A 20,289-nucleotide genomic window follows, 5' to 3' on the forward strand; every position below is an offset into this window, starting at 1 on the left:
GGAGCTTTGTTCTTACCAACGGTGTCTATGATAACCGTAACCGACACCAATGCTTGGATAAATTACCGGTTCTCTTACCACCTGTCTGACGACTTTCGGACGCTTATCGCTTTGATTAAGCGGTTCGTCCGGCTCAATTTGTTGCGCCACACGTTGTTTTTGTTTTTCCGAAACGGTATTACCGCTCGCCACTCGTTGTTGATATTCGGCTACCGCCTGCATATCCATCGGAACCGTACTTTGTTGCTCGGGTGCGGAACAAGCTACCGTCACTAAAGATAACGCAAGTAACATTAATTTTTTCATTATTTTTTCCTCTTTGTAAAAATAAGCGAAAATTAGACCGCCTGTATATCTTTTTTATCCCTACGCTTACGCATTTTTTCTAATATTATACGCATAAAATAAGGCATTTTCTTGATTGGTTTAATGATAATTTCGTCCGCTAACGGCTGCTGTTCTAACATTAAATACATATTTAATACCGTATAGACATCAACATCGTGTTGATTCTTAAAGAAATTCATCAATCGATACTTTTCTATCTTGATCCGTAACGAATTTGCAATATTTTGGTATTTTTCGACCGCTTGCAAAGCGATATTCACATTACTCATCACAATCAATATCGGCACTTGCGGATGATTTTTTGCAAATTCCCAAGCCGACGCTAATTTCTGCTTCGCCAATATTTTAGCGAATCGGAATCTTTCTTTCGTCCAAATATATTCGCCGTTTTCATATAGAAATTGGTCATGCTCAATATGAAAAACTTTACCGCTCGGAAAATGCTGCTCAAATTCCGCTATTTTTTGTTTGGCAAAAGTAGATTTACCCGAGCCGGAATGCCCTCGAATAATGATTAATTTTCGCATCCTATAAAAAAGGACGCCAGAAGGCGTCCTAATCTCTATTCTTTAAAATTAAAGAGCAGATTTTGCTTTTTCAACTAAAGCTGCGAATGCAACTTTGTCGAATACAGCGATGTCAGCTAAAATCTTACGGTCGATTTCAACAGAAGCTTTTTTCAAGCCGTTGATGAATTTGCTGTAAGATAAACCGTTTTGACGTGCTGCAGCGTTGATACGTGCAATCCATAATTGACGGAATTGACGTTTACGTTGACGACGGTCACGGTAAGCATATTGACCAGCTTTAATTACAGCTTGGAACGCAACGCGATAAACACGTGAACGCGCACCATAATAACCTTTAGCAGCCTTAAGAACTTTCTTATGGCGTGCTCTTGCAATAACACCACGTTTTACACGAGCCATTATTAAATCTCCTAATGTATATAATTAACTAAAATTCACTAAAGTACGTTTTAACTTGACTCAACGCTTATGCGTACGGTAAGCACGCTACTACTAATACTTGGTCTGCTTTCGCTACCATTGATTTGTGGCGTAAGTGACGTTTACGTTTAGTGGTTTTCTTAGTCAAAATATGACGTAAGTGAGATTGTTTACGTTTGAAACCGCCTGAAGCTGTTTTCTTGAAACGCTTAGCAGCACCACGTACTGTTTTAATTTTAGGCATTGTTTTATAAACTCCGCATTGCTTTATCTAATACATAATAATCAGGCGAAAAATACGCTTATCGCTAACCGTCTTTTTACTTGCAAAGCACTAATTATCTCGAACAGAGCGTTACCGCTCATAGCCCTTTACGGCTAAAAAGCAAATCAGGCTGCGAAATGTGCCTGTAGATTGCTTTGTTTCTCTTTTTTACAAAAGAGAAAACGGACGGATTTTATAAGATCCGCCCGTTTTATGCAAGAATAAATTATTTTTTCTTCGGTGCAATGACCATTACCGCTTGACGACCTTCCAGTTTGCCCGGTGCCGATTCAACAACCGCCACTTCAGCCGTATCCGTTTTAACGCGATCTAAAACGTCTAAACCGATATCTTGGTGAGCCATTTCACGACCACGGAAACGTACGGTAATTTTAACTTTATCGCCGTCTTCCAAGAAACGTAAAATGCTACGTAACTTAATTTGATAATCGCCTTCGTCTGTACCCGGACGGAATTTAATTTCCTTCACTTGTACGACTTTTTGTTTTTTCTTCTGCTCTTTTGCAGCTTTTTCTTTTTCGTAGATGAACTTACCGTAGTTCATAATACGACAAACCGGCGGTTCTGCATTAGGGCTGATTTCAACTAAATCTAATTCAGCATCTTCCGCTCTCGCCAAAGCATCTTGAATTGATACGATACCAACTTGTTCGCCATTCTCATCAGTTAAGCGAACTTCCTTCACGCCACGAATTTCATCATTAAGACGATGTGCGCGATTTGTCTGAACACGTTTTACAGGTTTAATAGTATTATTCCTTCTATAAATTTAACTACGATCGACTGCAGTAGCAGAGATATGAATATATAGGCTTAGCAAAACCAAGCACAAAAACGTTTTGAGTTTAATTGATTTTGTAAAATAGTGCAATGATTTGCTGAAATTATTTGTGCGCTTCAAATGCAAAAAAGCGATCAAATCTGACCGCTTTTTCACAAAAGATGAAACTACTCTTCGCCTAATAATTTAAGCTCACGAGCTTTCACTTGGTTTTTGAGGATTTCAACAAATTCTTCAATGGTGAATGTGCCTAAATCCGCACCTTTACGGGTACGCACCGATACTTTGCCCGCTTCAATTTCTTTATCGCCGCACACAAGCATATAAGGTACTCGACGTAAGGTGTGTTCACGTACTTTAAAGCCGACTTTTTCGTTACGTAAGTCTGATTTCGCACGGATACCCGCATCAGATAACGCTTTCGTTACTTTCTGTACATAGTCCGCTTGGCTATCGGTAATATTCATTACCACTGCTTGAGTCGGCGCTAACCACGTAGGGAAGAAACCTGCGTATTCTTCGGTGATGATACCGATAAAGCGTTCGATAGAACCTAAAATCGCACGGTGAATCATAACCGGTGTACGGCGACCGTTATCTTCCGCCACATAAGACGCATCTAAGCGACCCGGTAATGCGAAGTCTAATTGGATCGTACCGCATTGCCATTCACGATCTAAACAGTCACGTAATGCAAACTCAATTTTCGGACCGTAGAATGCGCCTTCGCCTTCTTGGATTTCATAGCTTAAGCCGTTTGCCGTTAATGCTTTTGCTAAACCGTCTTCCGCACGATCCCACATCGCATCATCACCGATACGGTTTTCAGGACGAGTTGAAAGTTTCACTTGAATGTTGCTGAAACCAAAAGTGCTGTAGATATCGTAAACCATACGGATACAGCTAGTTACTTCGCTTTCAATTTGATCTTCAGTACAGAAAATATGCGCATCATCTTGAGTAAAACCACGTACACGCATTAAGCCGTGTAATGAACCTGACGGCTCATTACGGTGGCACGAACCGAATTCCGCCATACGGATTGGTAAGTCACGGTATGATTTTAAACCTTGATTGAAGATTTGAACGTGTCCCGGGCAGTTCATCGGTTTGATCGCATATTCACGGTTTTCAGATTGAGTCGTGAACATTAAATCCGCATAGTTTTGCCAGTGGCCGGTACGCTCCCAAAGCACTCTGTCCATCATAAACGGACCTTTCACTTCTTGGTAATCGTACTCTTTTAATTTGGTACGTACGAAAGTTTCGAGCTCACGGAAAATCGTCCAGCCGTCATTGTGCCAGAACACCATACCCGGCGCTTCTTCTTGCATATGGTATAAATCTAACGCTTTACCGATACGGCGGTGGTCACGTTTTGCCGCTTCTTCTAAACGGGTTAAGTATTCCGCTAATTGTTTTTTATCTGCCCAAGCCGTGCCGTAAATACGTTGCAACATTTTATTTTTACTGTCGCCACGCCAGTATGCGCCTGCAACTTTTTGTAATTTGAAGTGGTGGCAGAAACGCATATTCGGTACGTGCGGACCACGACACATATCGATATATTCTTCGTGGTGATATAACGCTGGCGTTGCAGTACGTTCGATGTTTTCATCTAAAATCGCCATTTTGTACGGTTCGCCACGTTTTTCAAACGTATCACGCGCTTCTTGCCAGCTTACAGGTTTCTTCACAACGTCATAGTTGGTTTTAGCCAGCTCAAGCATACGCTTTTCAATCGCATCTAAATCTTCTTGTGTGAGCGAGCGATCTAAATCCACGTCATAATAGAAACCGTTGTCGATTGTCGGACCAATCGCCATTTTTACATCCGGGAATAATTGTTTGATCGCATGACCTAATAAGTGCGCACATGAGTGACGAATGATCTCTAAACCGTCTTCATCTTTTGCGGTAATAATTTCAAGTGAGCTATCTTCAGAAATGATGTCACACGCATCACAGCGTTCGCCGTTTACACGACCTGCAATCGTAGCTTTTGCTAAACCTGCACCGATTGATTGTGCAACTTCCATTACAGAAACGGGATTATCGAATTGGCGTTGTGAGCCGTCTGGTAAAGTGATAATAGGCATTTTTATATCCTTGTTACAGTGGTCACCCATACGAGAGGCGACTTGTTGGTTTAAAAATAAAAACCGCTGACAAGCGGTCTGATTTGAATCTTTTTTTACAATTTGTTTTACATCACCCCAACCATGGGTGAGCAGTAAAACAATTAGATTTTATCATAAAATGTAAGTAAGCGGTCTGATTTCTCGCTCAATTTGCAAAATTTCTCTGAAAATAGACCGCTTGTATAAGCTAACGATCTTCGATAAATAGGGCTAGATACCGATAAGTACGGAAAAAACCTTTTATCTCTATTTCTGCAATTATCCATAAGTATCAGCTATTTAATTTTAATCTTTTAATTAAATTGAGAATTTTTAATCAAGCAATATACTTATAGGCAAATTAAAAACAAAAGAGGTCAAACTATGATAACTCCTTTACAAATTAGGGCTAAAATCATTGATTTCCTACAAGCTCAACACCTTAAAAAATCTGAAAATGATTACAAAAAACTAGAAAAGGCGACCGAACCGGAAGAGATTGCCAAAATAAAGGCTGAAATTAGCAAAAGCGAAGAAAAGTATCGGCTAGATGCTTGGCTTCATATCGCAGCAACCGAAATGGCAAAGCAACTAAAATTTGGTACTCATATTGCTAAAGGAATCCACCCCGATGCTAAAGGCAATAACATAAACTTTCGGGCTAATTTGAATCTCCCTGCGACTTTAGTTGGTTCTCAATTGATCGATAAACTTGTTTTAGATGCTAACGGTAATGCTGCAGCACTCCCTCTCGCTGCATTTTTCGATATTATGGTTGATGAAGTAAATAAACGGACTTTAAAAGACCTATTGCTAACAGATGAGCCTTGTTTGGACGGTTGTTTTAGTGATGATCATTCGCTTTCGGCACAATATAAAATCGCTTTTCAAATGGCATTAAAAGGTAATTTAAACTCGCCGGAAACACATGAGCGAAATAAGCAAGTTTTATGGGTAAATAGTAGTTCGGCTATTGAGGATAATCACTATACTTGCCTTATTCCGCTTTATCCATCTTCCTTCACTCACGCCATTTATAATAAGCTGAATCAAGCCCGTTTTTCTGAGGAAAATAAACAAGCAAGGGAAAATCGTTATAAAAATAAAGCACAAAATCCCTATATATCTATTCCCCATTTAGCGGCCACAAAACTAGGTGGTACAAAGCCGCAGAACGTTAGTTTATTAACCAGCAAACAAGGTGGCAGAAACTATTTACTTCCCTCTCTTCCTCCCATTTTTACCAAAGGCGAACTTCGCTTAACCGGTACACAAAATACGATTTTCAATGATCGCTTAACCTACGTCTGCCGTGCCGGATTATACCAACTATATCAAGCCGTTGAAGCCTCTAAAAATATTTATACTATTCGAGACTCACGTGCAGAAGCCATAAACTTAATTGTTCAAATAGTACTGCAACAAGCTTATAAGTTACAGAAACGTACTGCCGGTTGGAGCCGAGACTACCAACTAGCTTGGTGCGAAAAATATTGGCTCGATCCTCAACGTGCTAAGCTGAATGGAGAAGAACAATTCCATTCGGCTTTAACTCAACAAGAGTGGATTTCTGAAGTAGAACAACGCTTTGCCGCTTGGCTCAATGCGTTGCTCAAAAAACGCTTTCCAAAATATCAGGACGATTTTACCGCTACGGAATATAACGAATGGCGTAAATATTTCCGAAAAAAATTACATCGACAATTACGCCATATATAAGGAGGTGCTATGAATTATCCAAACTTTTATCTGTTGTTTGATCATATTGAAATTCAAGCGGCAAACACGATTTCCAGCCCGATCACGTATGGTTTTCCTGCTCTCACCGGTTTTACCGGTACGATTCATGCACTTAGCCGTAAACTGTTTTCCCAACAAGTGGAATTAGGCGGCGTGATGATTGCTTGTCATGATTATCAAATATTAGGTTATAAAAATAGTGATTTCTCAGATTTAACCTTTAATCAAACACGTAACCCTCTCAAAAAAAATGGCGATTCGCCTTCCATTATCGAGGAAGGAAAAATTCGCTTGGATATTTCATTAGTCGTTGAAATGGAAGTTAAAGATCCGGAGCTTTACTATGCATTAAATAGTCAGGACTCGGAACAAAAAACACAATTTCTTGAACATTGCAAAAAATTGCTTATGCAACAACGAATTGCCGGTGGTAGTGTTTTTCAAATTGAGAATGTTGAGCTGTTTAATTTAAGTGATACTAAGGAAATAAAACTTGCTCTTATGCCAGCTTTCGTTCTCATGGATGCAAAGCAAACCTTAGCGGATATTACTCAGTCATTACAAAACGGAATCTCAAATAATGAAATAACGATCTGTCCTGCTACTCTGAATGCGAATGCACTGGATGCGTTACTTGAGGTAGCGACATTACATCATATCCCATTATCCGAGAATGCCACTTCTCAAGAATGGGAAACCTTTAATGTCAATCAAGGAAAGGGATGGCTAGTACCGATTCCTGTCGGTTACCAAGCGATTTCACCGCTATTTACTGCCGGTGAAATGCAAAATTGCCGTACGACTGAATACCCGAGCCAATATGTTGAAACGGTTTACAGCTTAGGAAAATGGGTTTTCCCTTTTAGTTTACCCGATGATTTATCGCAATGTTTTTGGCACTACAACACCCCGCAAGATAATCTCTATTTAATTACCCAAGGAGCATAATATGACAAAATTAACTACTGCATCAGTTCTAGCCTTTGAGCGTAAACTTGATATTTCCGATGCCACTTTTACCCAGAAAAATAGCATGAGTGACGCACCTGAAATTGCGGTTACGATTCGAGAAAAATCGGTAAGAGGGACTATTTCAAATCGCTTAAAAAATGCGTTAGCCAATGATCCTGCCAAATTAGATGCGGAGATTGAAAAAGCCAATTTACAGTGCGTCGATGTCGCAACATTAAATGACGACTACGATACTTTAGTCGCAAGATTTACCTGTAAAGTTTTACCTTTTGAAGGAAAGCCTAATGTTTGTAATGATCCTGAATATCAAGCAAAACTCCTATCGACCATTCAAAATTACTTAACCGCTCACGGTATGTCGGAATTAGCCAAAAGATATGCGACTAATTTAGCAAATGCTCGTTGGTTATGGCGTAATCGTATCAGTGCAGAAACTATCCAAGTCAGTATAAAGGTCGCGGATGATGTGATTGTTTTCGAAAATGCCAAACAACTGCCGCTTAACAGTTTTGAACAAGCGGATGAAAAACTTCAAAAAATTGCAAGTTATATTGAAAAAGGTTTGAAAGGTGAAGAATTCATCATTTTGGAAGTTGAAGCACAAGCTAAAATGGGGCGTGGTCAGGAAGTATATCCATCGCAAGAATTGGTGTTAGATACCGGTACTCGCAAAAGTAAAATTTTGTATGAAATCAATAACAAAGCCGGAATGCATTCACAAAAAATCGGCAATGCGATTCGTACCATTGACACTTGGTATGCAGAAAATGCCCCTTTCCCTATTGCAGCCGAACCTTATGGCGCAGTCACTAATCTTGGTACGGCGTTCCGCCAGCCAAAAGAAAAAATCGATTTCTATACACTATTCGATAACTGGGTATTAAAGGACGTAGCACCGGAACTTGAACAACAGCACTACGTTATTAGCGTATTAATTCGAGGCGGCGTATTTGGCGCAAGCGGTAAGGAATAAATATGAGTGAATTAACACATTACATTGAGCTAAAAGCAATTCCCCAAGTAGATATACTTCAAACGGATGTAATTGCACATGGCTTGCAAATTTTGCATAAATTTCTACCGCTTTATCAAGGCGAAATCGGGTTAAGCTTTCCCGCTTACGGCTTAGGACGAACTCTTGGTGGAATCATTCGAGTTTTCGGAAATGAACAACATTGTACCCAAATAAAAACACAATTAATCGGAGAAGGTTTACAAGACTATGTGCTTATTACATCGGTAACACCTGTACCGGAAGAAATAGTCGAATACCACCGTTACCAAAGGGTACATAGAAAAGGTCAAAGTGCTATTCGCCGTACCGAGCAATTTTTAGTTCAACAAGGAAAATGGACTGAAGAAATTCGCCAAGAGATGTTAATACATCAGCAGAATCAAAAAGTATTTCCGCACGTAAAACTCAAGAGCGGTAGCACTAAACAACATTTTGTATTAGCGATACGACAGCTTCGTTTAGCAGAACCCTCTTTCGGCTTATTTAACACGTATGGATTAAGCAAAATAGCAACCGTCCCACATTTCTAACCTATATTTATAACCCTTTTTTCCAGAGAATTTATTTTTCCTTTAGAAACAAAGGGTTATAAAAACCTTTCAAAAAAGGGATTTTTTGATTAAAAGCTCTTTAACAACTTGGTATATCTAACATTCTAAAGTAAAATAACGACTTCACTGCCGTATAGGCAGCTTAGAAAAAAATGAGTGACATAGTTAATCATTTACTTGACTTCACTGCCGTATAGGCAGCTTAGAAATGATAAGGTTCTTGAATAAATCCTGATTCTTGCTTCACTGCCGTATAGGCAGCTTAGAAAATCCGTCATTAAGCCGAAAACGCCAAATTAAGCTTCACTGCCGTATAGGCAGCTTAGAAAATTTTTTCTTCCCTTTCAGCGCACCACGATAGCTTCACTGCCGTATAGGCAGCTTAGAAAATAGTTCAGTCCTTTCTTATGTGATGAAAAATCTTCACTGCCGTATAGGCAGCTTAGAAAATTCGAGCATCCGCAATATTGCGTTGTTTATTCTTCACTGCCGTATAGGCAGCTTAGAAATAGAACCCGAAGCTCGTAGTCGCTATGAAATCCTTCTCTGCCGTATAGGCAGCTTAGAAAATGCAAGCGGTCATTTTTTGATAGCAGATTGCCTTCACTGCCGTATAGGCAGCTTAGAAAAGTTTTTGAGTTGTCTACGCAACTTAAAAGGACTTCACTGCCGTATAGGCAGCTTAGAAATGATGAAATCATTAACAGCCCGATTGCCCGTGCTTCACTGCCGTATAGGCAGCTTAGAAAGCAACGTCCTTGCCGCAGACAACATCAATATTCTTCACTGCCGTATAGGCAGCTTAGAAAGTATATATGGCAAACCAAGGCTTTATAACTTACTTCACTGCCGTATAGGCAGCTTAGAAAAACAATTCGCACAATGCCATCTTCGATAGAATCTTCACTGCCCGTATAGGCAGCTTAGAAAGCCGGAACCTAAAAGAATTGATAAAGACACACCTTCACTGCCGTATAGGCAGCCACAAATCAACAGTATTCCATAAATAACATCGGAGAAAATAATATGAAAAAAACACCTTATATTCCGTCTTCGGATTTAAAGACGATTTTACATTCTAAGCGGGCGAATATTTATTACTTAGAACACTGCCGAATATTATTAAACGGCGGGCGTGTAGAATATGTTACTGATAAAGGCAATGAATCTCTCTATTGGAATATTCCTATTGCCAATACTATCTGTTTACTATTGGGAAGTGGTACTTCAATAACTCAAGCGGCGATGCGAAAACTGTCAAAAGCAGGGGTTATGGTTGGTTTCTGTAGCGGAGGCGGTACGCCGCTATTTAATGGGACGGAAGCAGAGATCGGTTGTGATTTTTTTAGTCCTCAAAGTGAATATCGTCCGGTCGAATATCTACAACAATGGTGTCGATTTTGGTTTGATGATAACAAGCGGTTAAATTCGGCAAAAACTTTACAATTGGCACGGTTACAATTACTGCTTCGAACTTGGAATAAGTTTGATTGGGAATATGATCAGGATAAATTAACGGCATTAGTACAACATTATCAGGAAGAATTTACTAATGTGAAAGACAGTCAATCTTTATTAGCTGCAGAAGGTCGTTTAACCGCGAAACTATACGCTTTAGCCAACCAAGCAACGCTTAACGACGAAAGTTTTAAAAGAGAAAGCGGTAAAGAAAGCGCAAATCAATTTTTGGATCACGGTAATTATTTAGCCTATGGTTTAGGTGCAACGGCTTGTTGGGTGCTTGGTTTACCGCATGGCTTGGCGATATTACATGGGAAAACACGTCGTGGCGGTTTGGTATTTGATGCGGCAGATATTATTAAAGATGCTATTATTCTGCCGCAAGCATTTATTTCCGCTCAAAATGGCGATAATGAGAAACAATTCCGCCAAGCTTGTATTAATAATCTTATTCGCTTTGAAGCGCTGGATATTATCATCAATACGCTTAAACAACTTGCTTCTGAAGGTGCCAATATATGAATATCTTATTGATTAGCCAATGCAATAAAAATGCCCTGACCGAAACCAGACGTATATTGGATCAATTTGCCGAACGCTGCGGTGACCGCTGCTGGCAAACCGCCATTACCCAAGCCGGACTAGAAACACTACACAATATGTTACGTCAAACGGCACGTAAAAATACGGCGGTTGCTTGTTATTGGACACATGGTAAAAATTTAACCGAATTGCTTTGGATTGTTGGAGATAAAAGTCAATTTAACGCCGAAGGTCGTGTACCGACTAATCGTACTCAACGTAATATTTTACGTGCCGATGATGAAAACGGTTGGCTAAGCGCATATTCCATTCAAATTTTAACCGCTATTGCGGCATTGCTACATGATATCGGTAAAGCGAATATCGCATTTCAGCAAAAACTAAAACCTAAAGCGAAATTTTTTCCTGATTGTTATCGACATGAGTGGATTTCCGCTCGTTTGTTTGAAGCCATGATTGTCGGCTGCGATACGGATGAACAATGGCTCGCTCGTTTAGCGAATTGGCAAAATTACATTGAAGAGAATCCGGATTGGCTACCGAATCTAACCCTAATTGCAGATAAAAGCGATTATCCGCATAATTTTTCTCATTTTCCACCGATTGCTAAAGTGGTACTGTGGCTCATTCTTTCACATCACAAATTACCTTTTACCCAAAAAACGCTCGATTGTCATAGTGATCAAGAACGTATTTTAAGTGAACATTTTATGCTCAAAACAGCTGTAGAACCATTCTATCGCTTTTTAGCACCGGTAGAACATTGGGTAATAAATCAAAGTGAGCATCCTCAACCGGAAAATTTCTGGCAATTCAAAACATTAGTGATGGAAAGCAAAACTTGGCAAAAAACCATGCAACGTTGGGCAAACAAAGCCTTAAACTATGCTCCTTTACGCGAATTATCTCAATTAAATAAAACGATAAATGATCCGTTCTTACTGATCTTGTCACGTTTGTGTTTGACGTGTCGGCGATCATAATTATTCTTCTGCCTCTGCGGATCGCCGATTGGGAGATCTCAATTTCTTCGAAAAATTAATTGCGAATACGGATAAAAAAACCAAACAGCCAAAACAAGCACTGGATGAACATTTGCTTGGTGTTTGTAAAACAAGTGCAAAATTTGCCCGCTTGCTTCCTAAACTTGCAAAAGAACTACCGCATATTCAACAACATCGCCCTTTTACTAAACGTACCAATCTCGATCGCTTTAAATGGCAAAATCGCGCTTTTGAGTTAGCACGAAGTTTACAATCGGAAAGTGAGCAAGCCGGTTTCTTTGGGGTAAATATGGCGAGTACCGGATGTGGAAAAACACTTGCTAATGCCAAAATCATGTACGGCTTGAGCAATCAGGACGGCGCACGCTTTACTATCGCACTTGGTTTACGCGTACTGACGCTACAAACAGGTTTAGCACTTCGTCAAAAACTTATGCTTTCATCAGAACAACTTGCGGTTTTAGTCGGCGGTTCGGCAACTAAGCAATTATTTGAGTTACAAAATGAATCAGTACAAAGTGGTAGTGAAAGCGTTCAAGAATGGTTCGAAGGTAATGAAGTTTATGGGATGAATTTCCTTGAAAGCGGAATAGCGGACGAAGAATTTGGCACCCTATTAGCAGATAATAAAGCGAAAAAATTACTCTATGCGCCTATCGTAAGTTGTACGTTAGACCATATGATTCAAGCAACGGAAACAATCCGTGGCGGTAAGCATATTGTGCCGCTGCTACGTTTATTGACATCTGATCTGGTATTAGACGAGCCAGATGATTTTAGCCAAAGCGATCTGCCGGCATTGAGCCGTTTAGTTCATTTGGCGGGAATGTTCGGTAGTAAAGTATTACTCTCCTCGGCAACGCTCACACCGGATCTGATCAGCGGTTTATTTAATGCTTATCAAGCGGGACGTAAGATTTATAATCGTCATCAAGGTATCAACCCTGAATTACCGATTTGTTGCGCTTGGATTGATGAATATAAACAGCAGCAACAAAAATGCACCGCAGTAAAAGAGTTTGAACGGTACCATGCTCAATTTACGGCATCTCGTGCTGAAAAGTTAATGCAATCACCTATTCGACATAAAGCGGAAATTATCCAGTTACCGCCCTTTAGCGCCGTAGAAAATCAAGACATTAACTATACGATGCTTGCCGATTCTTTAATTAAACAAGCCATTATCTTACATCAGAAATATGCGCAGCAAGATCCTATCTCTAAAAAATATGTCAGTGTGGGGTTAATCCGTTTTGCAAATATCAAACCAATGATTCCGCTCGTTGAAACTCTATTTAAAACGCCTTTAAATACCCAATTTAGCGACTATAAAATTCATTTATGCTGTTACCATTCTCGCCAGTTATTGCTATTACGCTCCAAACTTGAAGAAAAACTCGATAGGATATTAAATCGTCATGAGCCTGAGGCGCTATTCTCCCAGCCGGAAATAATGAGCGCACTCACACAAGACAAAGCCGTTCATCATATTTTTATTGTGTTGGGCAGTCCGGTGACCGAAGTCGGGCGAGATCACGATTATGATTGGGCGATTGTTGATCCGTCTTCAATGCGTTCGATTATTCAGCTAGCTGGACGTGTATGGCGCCATCGTCCTGAAAAAATTGCCACACAGGCAAATATTTTATTGCTACCGACAAACTGGCGTGGTTTACAAACAAAAAATAACGGCTCGGAACCGATATTCTGCCGCCCGGGTTTTGAAGATCAATCCAATAAATTAACGAGTCATAAAACGGTAGATTTAATCAAGCAAGAACATTTAGCAAGTATCACCGCAATACCTCGTATTATCAAACCGTTAGTGATACAAGCTGAAACTAATTTAGCGGACTTAGAACATAAAGTGATTGGAGATTTATTAAATAACAAAGGTATTAATCGGGTAAACGCTTACTGGCAAGACAATTTAACGAATAGATTAAATGCCAACTTGCCATTGATTACCCCTTTTAGAAAAAATGAAAGGAAATGGCAAACAGAGGTAGTATGTTTACCTAGCGAAGAAAGCCACTGGGAATTTATGTTTAAATCCAGCGAGAAGGCGTGGGAAGACCCATATTTTGAAAATGATTATTTAGCGGAGATAAGCTATCAAAAACTGAATTGTGAATCGCCTTGGATTACACCGTGGCTTACCACACCTTTAAACCAAGCGCTTTCCGAGCTATGCGAACAACTTGATGAAGCGGATCAAACTCAAGCGGCGCTACGTTTTGCAACCGTTTCTTTGCAACATTACGGTAAAACATTACCTATTTGGAAGTTTAATGAAACATTGGGTTTTTGGCAGCCATAACAAGCGGTCATTTTTTATGAATTTTTTACATATCTTATCAATGAAAAAAAGGATAGAATTCAATAATTCTTATTTTGAGAGTAGAAAAAGATGAAACCTGAAGAACGATTTTTTGAATGTATTGCGATTGTCGGTAAGCCTCGGCATGAGATTGCGTTGGAAACACATTTAGCGGTTTATAATTGGTTAAAAGACCGCCATTATCGTGTGTTAGTCGAAAAAAGTATCGCACAGCAATTAAATCTGCCCGAAGCAAGAAGCCTAGAGGAAATCGGACAACAAGCGAATTTGGTTATTGTGATCGGCGGGGACGGTAATATGTTAGGTATGGCGCGCCGTTTAGCCGAATATCAAGTGCCGCTTATCGGTATTAATCGTGGTAACCTAGGCTTTTTAACCGATATTGCGCCGCATTCTACTTTCGAACAATTGCACAATTGTATCGAGCGAGGCGAATTTGTGATTGAAGAACGTTTTTTACTTGAAGCACGTATTGAGCGTAACGGTAAAATTATTGCAACCAATAATGCGTTAAACGAAGTGGTGATTCATCCGACTCAAGTGGCTCGTATTATTGAATTCGAGGTTTATATCGACGGTAAATTCGCATTTTCCCAGCGTTCTGACGGTTTAATAATCAGCACGCCGACCGGCTCTACCGCTTATTCGCTTTCTGCCGGCGGTCCGATTTTAACCCCAAATATGAATGCAATTGCGCTTGTGCCGATGCATCCGCATACGCTTTCATCTCGCCCTTTGGTTATTGACGGCGACAGCCAGATTTCTTTGCGTTTCGCACAATATAATCAGCCGAGCTTGGAAGTGAGCTGCGACGGTCAATACGATTTACCCTTTACACCGGAAGACCGCATTATTGTAGAGAAAAGCCCGAATAAATTACGTCTTCTGCATTTAAAAGATTATAACTATTTTACCGTGCTGGGTTCTAAACTCGGTTGGTCAAGTAAATTATTTTAAGTTCTTTTCGCTTAGGCACTCTGTCCGAGTGCCTTTTGTCGGTAAATATTCCACAAAATTCAACCGCTTACCCTTCAATTAATTTTTTTCATTATTCCTATCAATTAATATGCTGCTATTTTATCCGAAAAAGAGCTACCATCATGTTTAATAAATGTGTAGAATGCAATTAAACTCATTTGCGCAAACGTTTGCGCAACTTTATTTATCATCAAACAGAGGACTTCCATATGTTTACAGCAAATATGAACATTCAAGATTACGACCCTATTTTATGGCAGGCGATTGAAAACGAAAATCGCCGTCAAGAAGAACATATTGAGCTGATTGCTTCGGAAAACTATGCAAGCCCTCGAGTGATGCAGGCGCAAGGTTCGCAATTTACTAATAAATATGCCGAAGGTTATCCGGGAAAACGCTATTACGGCGGTTGCGAATATGCGGATATTGTCGAGCAATTAGCGATTGATCGTGCGAAACAGTTATTCGGTGCAGACTATGTAAACGTCCAACCGCATTCGGGCTCTCAAGCGAACGCTGCTGTTTACGGCGCATTAATTCAGCCGAACGATACCATTTTAGGGATGGATTTAGCGCATGGCGGCCATTTAACGCACGGTGCAAAAGTGAGCTTCTCAGGCAAAATTTACAATTCGGTACTCTACGGTATCACTGCCGAAGGTTTAATTGATTATGAAGACGTCCGTCAAAAAGCATTGGAATGTAAACCGAAAATGATCGTAGCCGGCTTTTCCGCTTATTCTCAAATCGTAGATTGGGCGAAAATGCGTGAAATTGCCGATGAAGTCGGTGCCTATTTATTCGTCGATATGGCGCACGTTGCCGGTTTAATTGCGGCAGGCGTTTACCCAAGCCCGCTTCCTTACGCTCACGTTGTAACGACCACAACTCATAAAACTTTAGGCGGTCCGCGCGGCGGTTTAATTCTTTCCGCTTGTGGCGATGAAGAAATTTATAAAAAACTACAATCTTCGGTTTTCCCGGCAAACCAAGGGGGGCCGTTAGTGCATATTATTGCGGCGAAAGCGGTTTGCTTTAAAGAAGCGCTTGAGCCTGAATATAAAATCTATCAACAAAATGTAGTTAAAAATGCGAAAGCAATGGTAGAAGTATTCAAACAACGCGGCTATGAAGTAATTTCAAACGGTACCGAAAACCACTTATTCTTAGTCAGCTTTGTAAAACAAGGCTTAACCGGTAAAGCGGCAGATGCGGCGTTGGGTCAAGCGAATATCACCGTGAATAAAAATTCCGTGCCGAATGATCCGCAAAAACCGTTTATTACTTCCGGTATTCGCGTCGGTACGCCTGCCGTTACTCGTCGCGGTTTCAAAGAAGCGGACGTTCAAGCCCTTGCCGGCTGGATGTGCGACGTATTGGACAGCATCGGTAAAGACAATCACGAACAAGTAATTGCGGAAACCAAAGCGAAAGTGCTTGATATTTGCGCTCGCTTGCCGGTATATGCCAAATAAGATTTCTAACAAACACCAAGCCCCGAAAAAAATAATCGGGGCTTTTTTATAAAAAAATTCTTTTCTTAAGATTTCTTTAAGATTTGTTTGTTTTAATGCACACGTCAATAAAGCAATGCACTTTTTATTTCATATTCATTCGGAGCAAACTATGAAGAAATTTTTAACTTTAACCACTCTATTAGCAATCTCAACTTCAGCTTTAGCAGGTTTTAACGGCGGTAACAATGAACCGGCAAAAGCGGTGAATACTATCGCTCAAGCGAAAAAAGCGACTGAAAATACGCCGGTTACTCTCACAGGCAATATTACTCGTCAAATAGATAATGATGAGTTCTTCTTTAAAGATGCAACCGGTGAAATTAAAATTGATGTTGAAGATCACGCTTGGCAGAATCAAAACATTACACCGAAAGATAAAATCACGATTTACGGTAAAGTTGATCAGGATTCGCAAGGTCCGGCAAGCATTGATGTAGATCGCATTCAAAAACGTTAAGTTTTATCGCGCCGATATAAGGTAAACAATCACTCATTTAATTCGGGAGCTTAATATGAAAAAATTTATGACAATGACTTCTATTCTTGCACTTTCTTCTATGGCTTTAACTTCCTTCGCTAATGCGGAAGAAACGACCGCACAAGCGCAAAATAACGCACAAACCGAAATGCCGGCAACTGCGGAAAAAGCGGCGCCGGTTATCGGGCAACAAGCGGTTGAATTTACGCGTAAAGCGGCGGATCAAATGATGCAAGGACAAGGTCGCGGACAGAACTTCCATTCGTTTCATCACAACGGTAAACATCCGCACGATATGATGAGAATGATGGCATATCATCACCCGCATCAGTTCGGCGGCTATAAACCGCAAGGTTTTATTGATCAAAATGCAGTGGCGAAAGATGCGAAAGCGGCGTTAGAAGCAAAAGATCGTTCGTTTGTTCAATTAGAAGGTTCGATTTCAAAACAAGTAAACGATACCGAATACACCTTTGTCGATAGTACCGGTCAAATCAAAATTGAAGTGCCGCCAAGCTTATGGCGCGGTTTATCGGTAGGACCTCAGGATAAAGTTCGTATTGACGGTATTTTAGATAAACAATGGGAACAACCCGAAATTAAAGTGAAAAACATCACAAAAGCTAAATAAGTTTAATCATTTTATCTCTTGTTAAAATCAGCATATTAAGGAATGCAATTTATGAAAAAAATCTTAGTATTAACCGCGCTTGCTACGGCAACCTTATTAGCCGCTTGTTCTACGAAAAATGAAACGGCTCAGAATCAAACTTTCGGCGCGAACACGGCTAATACGGTTACTATCGCACAAGCAAAATCATTGCACGATGACAGCCGTGTGGTATTACAAGGTAAAATCCAACGCCAAGTGGACGGTGACGAATACATTTTTGCCGACAGTACCGGTAATATTAAAATCGAAATTGATGACCACGTATGGAAAGGTTTGGATGTAACACCGAATGATACTATCCGTATTCAAGGTAAATTGGATAAAGAAACTTTTGACTCGTCTATTGATGTTTATAGCGTAGAAAAAGTACAATAATTCTTATCTGTTATCATTTATACAAGCGGTCGAATTTTGCAAAATTTCAGCAAATTTAGACCGTTTGTTTGCTTTATCGGACACAAATATGCGTATTCTACTGATTGAAGATGACAAACTTATCGGTGACGGCTTAAAGCTGGGACTAACCAAACAAAATTTTGTCGTTGATTGGTTCCAAGACGGCAAACTAGGCTTTGAAGCGTTATTCTCTACCGAATATGATGCGGTCGTGTTAGATCTCACTTTGCCTAAAATGGACGGCTTAGTTATTCTGAAAAATTGGCGTAAAGAAAATTTGGATATTCCGGTTTTAATCTTAACCGCAAGGGATACGTTAGACGAAAGAATATTGGGATTTAATTCCGGTGCGGACGATTATCTCTGTAAGCCGTTTGCATTAATGGAAGTGGTCGTCCGTTTACAAGCTCTAATTCGCCGTCGTTATAAACAGAGTTCCACCGAAATTACTCTCGGTGATCTGACGATCGATAGCAGCACCCACAAAGTAACCCTTACCGATAAAGAAATCAATTTAACCTCGAAAGAATTTCAATTGCTGTTACTGTTTGCCAGTAATAAAGATCGTGTTTTGACGCGTTCCGCTATCGAAGAAAAATTATACAGCTGGGATAACGACGTCAGCAGTAACGCTATGGAAGTTTATATCCATAATTTACGTAAAAAACTCGGTAAAGAATGGATCAAAACCGTACACGGCATAGGTTATAAAATAGGAAATTCCGATGCTTAAACGCTTTGCTAACAATAGTTTACGTTTTAGATTGATCGTTATTTTATCCGGTATCAGCCTACTCATTTGGTTTACCGCCACAGCAATAGAATGGTTTAAATTTCGTGAAGAAATGGATAAACAATTCGATACGCAACAAGTTTTATTTGCGGAACGACTTGCCTCTTCGAATATTATGCAAGGCTTTCATGAAATTCGCCCTCGCCATCGCCGCCACTTCTATCAAAAACACGTGGATGACGACGCTTTGGCATTTGCCGTATTTACCGAACGAGGCGATCCTATTTTCAATGACGGGCGGGACGGACAATTCATCGAGTTCGCTCCCCACAGAGGCTTTAAAAACGTCCGCTTAATCGAACACGACGATGAAGAAGACGAAGTGGATACGTGGCGTATTTTTTGGTTAAAACATCGAGATTTGTATATTGCCGTCGGGCAGGAAATCGACTATCGCAATGAGATCATCAATAAAGTGATGGCTTCAAAATTTTGGGGAGGTTTTATCGCTCTACCGCTATTGATTTTGGCGATTTGGTTTATCATTACTCGAGAATTAACTTCGTTACGTTCATTACAAAAACAAGTGTTAAAACGTAAACCGGATGAAACCACGCCGATTCAAACGGCGCATTTGCCCCAAGAAATTCAACCGCTTGTACAAAGTTTGAATCGTTATTTCAACCGTACTCAAACGATGTTAAGCCGCGAGCGACGATTTACTTCCGATGCGGCGCATGAATTACGCAGCCCGTTAGCCGGCTTACGTATTCAAACGGAAATCGCTCAGATGACGCTGGACGATCCCGATACGCATTTAAGTGCTTTAAATAACCTAACTCACGGCATTGACCGGATTGCGCAATTAATCGAGCAATTGCTCACACTCTCTCGTTTAGAGAATTTAGAACAGCTTGATGAGCTTGAAGCGATCAATTGGCAGGCATTAATCGAGCAGAATGTCAGCCAGCTTTATCCGCAAGCGGAAAGCAAGCGGTCGGAAATCTGCGTGGATTTGCAAAGCATACCGCAAAATCAGCAAGGAAAGCCGTTACTGATCAATTTAATCTTGCGGAATTTAATTGATAATGCGATTAACTATACGCCGGAAGGCAGTAAAATTAAGCTGACGCTGACCTCAAACGGTTTAACGATTGAAGACGACGGTTACGGAGTAAGTGATGAAGATTTGAATAAACTCGGACAACCTTTTTACCGACCGGTTGATCGTCCAGTTCAATCCGATAAAGATGAAAAAGGCAGCGGCTTGGGTATTTCGATTATTAAAAGGATTGTTGAATTACACGGTTTTTCGATGAAACTTAGCCGTAGCGAAATGGGCGGTTTAAAAGTAGAAATTCTTTTTTAATCATATTAAAGCAAAAAAGACGAAGTTTTCCAC

The 20,289-nt window shown here is 40.2% G+C and carries 18 protein-coding genes, 1 pseudogene and 1 CRISPR repeat array; of the genes and pseudogenes, 13 read left to right on the plus strand and 6 right to left on the minus strand.

Annotation, left to right across the window (positions count from 1 at the left end; all coding sequences use genetic code 11):
• Positions 1 to 12: 12 nt before the first annotated feature.
• The 6 genes from DY200_RS05240 to thrS form a co-directional block, all read right to left on the minus strand.
• Positions 13 to 306 (minus strand): hypothetical protein, encoded by a 294-nt coding sequence (locus DY200_RS05240; protein WP_115587177.1) that lies wholly within the window; start codon positions 304 to 306, stop codon positions 13 to 15.
• 32 nt (positions 307 to 338) lie between these two features.
• Positions 339 to 875: a recombinase RecA gene (locus DY200_RS05245; RefSeq protein WP_115587178.1), complete on the minus strand. Its 537-nt coding sequence runs from the start codon at positions 873 to 875 to the stop codon at positions 339 to 341.
• Between the two features lie 48 nt (positions 876 to 923).
• Positions 924 to 1,277, minus strand: a complete 354-nt coding sequence (rplT, locus tag DY200_RS05250) for a 50S ribosomal protein L20 (protein WP_005596075.1) — start codon at positions 1,275 to 1,277, stop codon at positions 924 to 926.
• Positions 1,278 to 1,344: 67 nt separating this feature from the next.
• On the minus strand, positions 1,345 to 1,542 hold the full coding sequence (gene rpmI / locus DY200_RS05255) for a 50S ribosomal protein L35 (protein ID WP_005596065.1): 198 nt from the start codon (positions 1,540 to 1,542) through the stop codon (positions 1,345 to 1,347).
• Positions 1,543 to 1,789: 247 nt separating this feature from the next.
• Entirely contained in the window at positions 1,790 to 2,353 is a 564-nt protein-coding gene (infC, locus tag DY200_RS05260; protein WP_425320819.1) for a translation initiation factor IF-3, read from the minus strand.
• A 179-nt stretch (positions 2,354 to 2,532) separates the two neighbouring features.
• The gene (gene thrS / locus DY200_RS05265; RefSeq protein WP_115587179.1) at positions 2,533 to 4,464 is read right to left on the minus strand and encodes a threonine--tRNA ligase; all 1,932 of its coding nucleotides are present in this window, start codon (positions 4,462 to 4,464) and stop codon (positions 2,533 to 2,535) included.
• Between the two features lie 405 nt (positions 4,465 to 4,869).
• On the opposite strand from thrS, the gene csy1 reads away from it, so the two are divergent.
• From csy1 to DY200_RS05330, 13 genes and pseudogenes are all read left to right on the plus strand, one after another.
• Entirely contained in the window at positions 4,870 to 6,204 is a 1,335-nt protein-coding gene (gene csy1 / locus DY200_RS05270) for a type I-F CRISPR-associated protein Csy1 (RefSeq protein ID WP_115587180.1), read from the plus strand.
• Positions 6,205 to 6,213: 9 nt separating this feature from the next.
• Positions 6,214 to 7,173, plus strand: coding sequence for a type I-F CRISPR-associated protein Csy2 (gene csy2, locus DY200_RS05275; protein WP_115587181.1), 960 nt, complete (start codon positions 6,214 to 6,216; stop codon positions 7,171 to 7,173).
• Position 7,174: 1 nt separating this feature from the next.
• Positions 7,175 to 8,170: a type I-F CRISPR-associated protein Csy3 gene (gene csy3, locus DY200_RS05280; protein WP_115587182.1), complete on the plus strand. Its 996-nt coding sequence runs from the start codon at positions 7,175 to 7,177 to the stop codon at positions 8,168 to 8,170.
• Positions 8,171 to 8,172: 2 nt separating this feature from the next.
• Positions 8,173 to 8,742 (plus strand): type I-F CRISPR-associated endoribonuclease Cas6/Csy4, encoded by a 570-nt coding sequence (gene cas6f, locus DY200_RS05285; protein WP_005600275.1) that lies wholly within the window; start codon positions 8,173 to 8,175, stop codon positions 8,740 to 8,742.
• A 142-nt stretch (positions 8,743 to 8,884) separates the two neighbouring features.
• A CRISPR array of direct repeats spans positions 8,885 to 9,632; the repeat unit is 28 nt; unit sequence CTTCACTGCCGTATAGGCAGCTTAGAAA.
• Positions 9,633 to 9,789: 157 nt separating this feature from the next.
• Positions 9,790 to 10,746: a type I-F CRISPR-associated endonuclease Cas1f gene (gene cas1f, locus DY200_RS05290; RefSeq protein WP_115587183.1), complete on the plus strand. Its 957-nt coding sequence runs from the start codon at positions 9,790 to 9,792 to the stop codon at positions 10,744 to 10,746.
• Positions 10,743 to 14,091 (plus strand): annotated as a pseudogene (gene cas3f, locus DY200_RS05295) (type I-F CRISPR-associated helicase Cas3f). Before cas1f ends, cas3f begins: the two are co-directional and overlap by 4 nt.
• A 90-nt stretch (positions 14,092 to 14,181) precedes the next feature.
• Positions 14,182 to 15,069: an NAD(+) kinase gene (locus DY200_RS05300; protein WP_005603453.1), complete on the plus strand. Its 888-nt coding sequence runs from the start codon at positions 14,182 to 14,184 to the stop codon at positions 15,067 to 15,069.
• A 230-nt stretch (positions 15,070 to 15,299) separates the two neighbouring features.
• Positions 15,300 to 16,565 carry a serine hydroxymethyltransferase gene (gene glyA, locus DY200_RS05305; protein ID WP_115587184.1) on the plus strand — a complete coding sequence of 422 codons (1,266 nt, stop codon included), beginning with the start codon at positions 15,300 to 15,302 and terminating at the stop codon, positions 16,563 to 16,565.
• A gap of 151 nt (positions 16,566 to 16,716) precedes the next feature.
• The gene (locus DY200_RS05310; protein ID WP_115587185.1) at positions 16,717 to 17,064 is read left to right on the plus strand and encodes a YgiW/YdeI family stress tolerance OB fold protein; all 348 of its coding nucleotides are present in this window, start codon (positions 16,717 to 16,719) and stop codon (positions 17,062 to 17,064) included.
• Positions 17,065 to 17,119: 55 nt separating this feature from the next.
• A complete protein-coding gene (locus DY200_RS05315; RefSeq protein WP_115587186.1) occupies positions 17,120 to 17,716 on the plus strand; it encodes a NirD/YgiW/YdeI family stress tolerance protein in 597 nt (198 codons plus the stop codon).
• Positions 17,717 to 17,767: 51 nt separating this feature from the next.
• On the plus strand, positions 17,768 to 18,133 hold the full coding sequence (locus DY200_RS05320) for a YgiW/YdeI family stress tolerance OB fold protein (RefSeq protein ID WP_126374985.1): 366 nt from the start codon (positions 17,768 to 17,770) through the stop codon (positions 18,131 to 18,133).
• A gap of 88 nt (positions 18,134 to 18,221) precedes the next feature.
• Positions 18,222 to 18,887: a response regulator gene (locus tag DY200_RS05325; protein WP_115587188.1), complete on the plus strand. Its 666-nt coding sequence runs from the start codon at positions 18,222 to 18,224 to the stop codon at positions 18,885 to 18,887.
• The gene (locus DY200_RS05330; RefSeq protein WP_115587189.1) at positions 18,880 to 20,256 is read left to right on the plus strand and encodes an ATP-binding protein; all 1,377 of its coding nucleotides are present in this window, start codon (positions 18,880 to 18,882) and stop codon (positions 20,254 to 20,256) included. Before DY200_RS05325 ends, DY200_RS05330 begins: the two co-directional genes overlap by 8 nt.
• Positions 20,257 to 20,289: the final 33 nt, after the last annotated feature.

The sequence above is a fragment of the Actinobacillus lignieresii genome, from assembly GCF_900444945.1.
GTDB classification, from domain to species: Bacteria; Pseudomonadota; Gammaproteobacteria; order Enterobacterales; family Pasteurellaceae; genus Actinobacillus; species Actinobacillus lignieresii.